The 5,787-nt window shown below is 61.7% G+C and carries 4 protein-coding genes; 2 read left to right on the top strand and 2 right to left on the bottom strand.

Going from position 1 to position 5,787, the window contains the following annotated elements; all coding sequences use genetic code 11:
* Positions 1-881: tail fiber domain-containing protein (locus VEK15_32225; protein HXV65407.1), on the top strand; the 881-nt coding region annotated here is incomplete at its 5' end.
* 10 nt (positions 882-891) lie between these two features.
* Here VEK15_32225 and VEK15_32230 read toward each other — a convergent pair.
* Complete coding sequence (locus tag VEK15_32230) at positions 892-3,351, bottom strand: tetratricopeptide repeat protein (GenBank protein HXV65408.1); 2,460 nt, start codon at positions 3,349-3,351, stop codon at positions 892-894.
* Positions 3,352-3,409: 58 nt separating this feature from the next.
* Positions 3,410-4,147: a glycosyltransferase gene (locus VEK15_32235; protein HXV65409.1), complete on the bottom strand. Its 738-nt coding sequence runs from the start codon at positions 4,145-4,147 to the stop codon at positions 3,410-3,412.
* Positions 4,148-4,237: 90 nt separating this feature from the next.
* Between VEK15_32235 and VEK15_32240 the strand changes: the two genes are divergently transcribed.
* Entirely contained in the window at positions 4,238-5,683 is a 1,446-nt protein-coding gene (locus tag VEK15_32240) for an APC family permease (GenBank protein HXV65410.1), read from the top strand.
* Positions 5,684-5,787: the final 104 nt, after the last annotated feature.

The raw sequence follows: 5,787 nt of genomic DNA on the forward strand, positions 1-5,787 counted from the left end.
GCGACGCAAATCTCGCGACCGGCAGGTTGGCTTTGTCGAACAACACCACGGGATGGGGCAACACGGCGACGGGGTACTCAGCCCTTGACTACAATTCGAACGGTATCCACAACACGGCCACCGGAGCCTATGCCCTCTACAATAACTCCTCCGGGGCTTTCAATACCGCCGCAGGGTTCGTCGCGCTCGAAAGCAACACCACGGGCAATGACAACGTCGGTATGGGATGGGGAGCGCTCCAAAACAATACTTCCGGATTCTTCAACGTCGGCATTGGATCGTACAGCCTGCGCGATGGGACCGGGTCCGGAAACATAGGAATCGGATACAGGGCAGGATTCTACCCGTTGGGAAACAACAATATTCACATCGGACATGAAGGCTACACCTCCGACAACTCCACGACCCGCATCGGTCAGCTTCAGGGCGCGGCTTATATGGCGGGCGTTTATGGCGCCCCGCTCGCCGGCACCTCTGCTCACCCCGTCTACGTGGATAATTATGGCAAGTTCGGCGTAGGAGGCCCGTCGTCCATTCGGTTCAAAGAGGACGTCGAGGATCTCGGCGAACGGAGCAGTGCTTTGATGGAGCTGCGGCCGGTGAGCTTTCATTTCAAGCAAGGCGAAGGAGCTAGCGAGACTTCCTCAAAGTCGTGGGGTTTGATTGCCGAAGAAGTTGCCCAAGTCTTTCCCGAGCTCGTGACCTACGACGATGAGGGGAAGCCAAACGGGGTGCGGTATTACCTGCTGACGCCTCTTCTGCTGAACGAGTTCCAGAAACAGCAGCGGAAGGCCGAGGCGCTCGAACACGAGCTCGAGGAGGTTCGGGCGAGGCTTGCGCGTCTCGAGGGATCGCGCGGCGCAGGCCCGAGCGATCGATAGGCCGAGGGCCCTACCGCCCGGATATCAGCTCGTCGAGTCGAGGGAAGCTCTTGGCTTGATTTCGGGCGACATCTCCACCGAGACGCAGGGCCTCATCCAGGGAGGCCCGCGCCTGCTCTTCTTGACCGGCCCCGAGGTGAAGTAACGCCAGGCCCAGGAGCGCATTCCAGTTCTGCGGGTAGAGACGCCTCACGAGCAAGAAACTCTTGAAGGCGTCCTCGTTGCGGCCTTTGCGGAGGTAGGCCAGGCCCAAACGTAGGGTGACCAGCTCGTGGTTGGGCTGAATCCGGGCGGCATTTTCGAGGAGAGATATCGCCTCGTCCACCTTGCTTTCATCGAGGTAGATCAACGCGAGGTTGTAGCGCGATTCCAGATGAAAGGGCGATGCCTTCACGGCCATCGCGAAACGCTCGGCAGCTTGCTCGACTTCGCCTCGATTGAGATGAATCACGCCCAGGTTGTTGTGAGCGAGGACGGCTTCGGGTGCCTGGGGCGCGAGCTCCAGCGATCTCTCGTAGCAAATAACAGCTTCGTCTAAGCGACCCTGGTTTCCGTAGGTGGCGCCCAGGTTGTAGTAGGCCTTTGCCGAATCGGGATCGAGCTCGAGGACGTGACGAAAGGCTCGCTCCGCCTCCTCGAACTGGCCAGCACGCTGAAGAACGTCTCCAAGGCCCAGGTGCACGAAGGGTTGCGAGTCGTCGATACGAAGGGCCTCGCGGAAGAGACGGATCGCCTCGTCGAGATCGTCGAGGTCCCTCTTGATCTCCGCCAGCTGGCTGAGCGCACCAATCGAGTTCGGATCCGCCTGGAGGGCTCGTTTCACGAGCTGCTCCGCCTGAACGACGCGCCCCTCCACCCGGTGAATCTGGGCGATGCTGAGCAGCGCGTCGGCGTTATCGGGGTCGAGCTCGAGCGCCTTCTCGAACTCACGACGAGCCTTGTCCGGCTCACCGTTCTGCAAATAAACCCGCCCCAGATTGTTGTGGATCTCGGGAGAGGATTCGACTGCCCCGTCGCTCCCCAGACCGCTTTCCGATGGGGTTTCCAGGTATCCCAGTGCGCGAAGCTGGTCCAGATTTTCCTCGACCGGGGAATCGTTCGTCGGCTCGTTCGCCGCTTCTCTGCCGCGTTCGGTCTCGCTGCCGGCCTCGTAGCTTGCAATGTAGCGGATCGGGTGCTCCCCGAGGAACTCGTCTTCAAAAATCGTGTCCAGAACTTTGCCATCCATGTCCTGCGCCACGGGCAATCCGAGATAGTGGAGGACAGTCGGAGTGACGTCGAGGACCGAAGCACCGTCGACCTGCACGCCCTTCCGCAACTTGGGTCCGGCAGCAATGAAGATCCCCTTCGGCTCATGATCGAGGTGCGCCTTACGCACGTCGACGACCTCTTCGCTCCGGATGCGTCGCTCCCCACTCTTGAAGCCGTGATCGGAGAGCACGAAGACCGCCGTCTTCTCGAGGTCGATTCTCGCCAGAAGGCGTCCAAGTAACGCGTCCTGGTGCTTGTACCACTCGGTGACCACATCACGAAACCGCTCGTAAGGCTCGGTCTCGATCCATTCCAGCTTGGGTGGAGCATATTTCATGAACAGATGGGACAGACTGTCGACTTGCTCGTAGTAGACCATGAAGAGATCGAAGGGGCGCTCTTCGAGAAGCTCTTCCGCGATCGCGGTATAACCCTCCGCGGTCACCGCGTATTGTTGAAAGAGATGAATGGGGTTGAAAGGATTGTGCCTGGTGTGGCGCGCGGGACTGAACATAACATTGCTGTACGTTTCCGCGTCGATATGGATGAATCGCCGCGCGTAGTCGGCGGTGATTTGCTGCTCGGGCGGGACCAGCAAACTCACGGTCTCGAACAAGCTGGCGGGATAGGTCTTCTTGCCGTCGTCTCCGTCGCGGGCGGTCGCTCCGAAGCCGTGGAAGCCGATGGCATCGGAAACCAGGACTCCCCTGCCGATCTCCTCCGCGGGGTAAGTGGCCCACCAGCCGATGACCGTGGGGCGGCGGCGGTGCTCCGCTAGAATATTCCAGATGGCCTTGACCTTCCGGTTGGTGCTGCGAACCGGCGCACGAGTGCCGTCCGGCCGATCCACCATGAACCAGGTGACACCGTGCTTGTCGGCCTTCTTGGCCGTAGCCACGCTGGTCCAGATAACGGGAGAGAGCGGAATATCGTGAAGCGTCTCGATCTCCCCCCAGACGCCGCGGTCGCGCAGGCTTGCCATAGCGGGCAGATGCCCCTCCGCCGCGAGGCGGTCGATGATTTTCCAGTCAGCGCCATCGATTCCAACGACGACGGCTTGCGTTCCCAAGTCAAGGACGTGATCGCCCGCGCGGCAACCGAAGAGGATCGAGGCGACGGCAGCGATTGTCAGAAAGGGATTCAACCCTGAGACGAGGCTCGTCCCCGAGCGCGGAGCGCGACCTCGAGGAGCCGCAGCGTCACACCATCTGAAGGGCATCTGACCACCTACACGGAACATCTAGCTAGCAGCTCGATGGGCAAGAGATCAAACTCTGTCACGTTCGGTCACCGTACCAGTATTCCTCGACGAAACGGCGAAACGTGCTTCGATCGAACGCCAACCAGTAGAGAGATCGAAAGAGGTTCATGAGGAAATGCCAGTCGCCGTACCGGTCGAACTTCCGCGTCGAGGCGATGGCCCTCGATCGCGTGGCCCGAACTAGGCTCTGGCCCCGTTCGCGTCCGAGCTTGCGCAGATCCAGGAGGAAACGAACGTCCTCCGCCACCTTCATCGCCTCTCGGTAGCCCCCGATGGCAAGGAAGTCTTCACGGCGACAGAACACCACCCCGGAGTCCATCTTCGTGGCCCAGGCGAGGGGGAGCATCGCAGCATAGGTCACGGCGATCGCAAGCGAGAAGCGCTCCATCGTGACACTCGTGGCTCCGCCGACGTAACCGCTGCCGCCCAAGGTCTCGGAAATGACGTCGAAGGTGTCCGGGTGGACCTGAAAGTCCGCATCCACGAACGCCAGAAAGCGGCCCCGCGCGAGCCGGGCGCCGGCATTTCTGACGGCGGCGATGACGCGGCGATCGACCGAAACGAGGAGACATCCGCGTTGGCGCGCGATCTCTGCAGTGGAGTCGGTGGATACGTTGTCGGCCACGATCACCTCGATCGCGCGCGCCCCGTAGTGGTAGCGTTCGCGCGCGATCTCGATCGAATCGAGGAGCCTGGGGAGAAGCCGCTCCTCGTTCCGTGCGGGGATCACGACCGAGATTTCGGGTAACACCATGTCCGATGATAACCCCGAGCGCGGAGACTCTGCTGGCCGACGGGGTGGATGTCCCAAAACGATTTGCGATCGAGTACACTCCGTCGTTTCATGAGCGCAACCGCTCCACGCGAGCTCAGCAGGGTCCTCGGGCGTCGAGACGTCGTGGCCCTGGCCTTCGGCGCCATGATCGGATGGGGCTGGGTCGTTCTCTCGGGGGAGATGATCCGTCGGGCGGGCACGCTGGGCTCGGCGCTCGCCTTCGTCGTGGGTGCGGTCATGGTCCTCCTCGTCGGGCTCACCTATGCCGAGCTCACCTCCGCTCTCTCCCGCGCCGGGGGCGAGCTGGCTTTCACCTACTTGGGCATCGGACCTTCGGCATCCTACGTCTGCGGGTGGTCTCTGGTCCTGGCCTACATGACTGTGGTGGCCTTCGAAGTCGTGTCCTTGCCGACGGTACTCGGTTATCTCTTCGACGGGCTTCGGACCGGTCATCTCTACCGGGTCGCCGACTCGGACGTGTATCTCGTCTGGGTTCTCGTTTCCATCGCCGGAGCCATCGGGATAGGTCTCGTCAACTACTACGGGCTTCGTTTTTCGTCCGTTTTTCAGGGCGTCGCGGCGACGCTTCTCTTCGTCGTCGGCCTATCGTTCTTCGTCCCCGGTCTCGCCCGGGGAGATTGGACGAACCTCGAGCCGACGTTCGTGAGCGGTACCGGTTTCTTTCGCGTCGTCATCATGACGCCGTTTCTCTTTCTCGGTTTCGACGTCATCCCTCAGGTGGCCGAGGAGATCAACGTTCCGTTTCGCGAGGTCGGCAAGCTCATTTTGCTCTCGATCGTAATGGCCATGGGCTGGTACACGCTGGTTCAGCTGACCGTGGGGCTCACGCTCGACGAGACGGCACGAGCTGGCTCGGAGCTCGTGACCGCGGATGCCATGGGGGCCGTTTACCGCAGCCCCTGGGGAGCGAGAGCGCTCATCTTCGGCGGAATGCTCGGCATCGTGACGAGCTGGAACGCGTTTTTCATCGGCGCCTCCCGCCTGCTCTTCGCGATGGCACGAGGGGGAATGCTCCCGTCCATCTTCGCCCGGCTTCATCCCCGGTACGAATCGCCGGTAGCGGTGATCGTTCTCCTGACGGCGGTCTCCATCCTCGCCCCCTTCTTCGGACGGCAGGTGCTGGTATGGCTCGTGGACGCTGGAGGGCTCGCGACCGTGATAGGTTATTTCTTCGTGACCGTATCCTTTCTCACTCTTCGAAGCCGCTTTCCCCGACTACACCGCCCCTACCGGGTGCGGCGCGCCAAGCTCGTGGGCACGCTTGCCCTGGTTTCGACGGTCTTCTTCGCCATTTTGTATTTGCCCATCAGTCCCTCGGCTCTCGTCTGGCCCCAGGAATGGGCCATCATCATCGGTTGGGCCATCCTCGGTCTCGTGTTCCTCTCCGGTGCGCGAGCGCGCGTCGAGGCGATGGGGGCAGAACGACAGGTGGCCGCGATTCTCGGCGAGGACGTGAAGGCTGAGCTCCGACCGGGGCCGACATCGCGATCGTGATCGTAGACTGTGCTCTTTACAAAGACGGTCGCCGCCTTACGTCGCAGCTTACCCCCGAAGAAGCCGCCGCTCGCCACGAGCACGAGGGCGATTTCGTCTGGATC

It is taken from the genome of Vicinamibacteria bacterium (genome assembly GCA_035620555.1).
In the GTDB taxonomy this organism is placed as follows: Bacteria; Acidobacteriota; Vicinamibacteria; order Marinacidobacterales; family SMYC01; genus DASPGQ01.

Excerpts from the sequence above, each read along its gene's own strand:
- VEK15_32230 (HXV65408.1), bottom strand. The coding sequence starts at position 3,351 with ATGCCCTTCAGATGGTGTGACGCTGCGGCTCCTCGAGGTCGCGCTCCG.
- VEK15_32235 (HXV65409.1), bottom strand. The coding sequence starts at position 4,147 with ATGGTGTTACCCGAAATCTCGGTCGTGATCCCCGCACGGAACGAGGAG.
- VEK15_32240 (HXV65410.1), top strand. The coding sequence starts at position 4,238 with ATGAGCGCAACCGCTCCACGCGAGCTCAGCAGGGTCCTCGGGCGTCGA.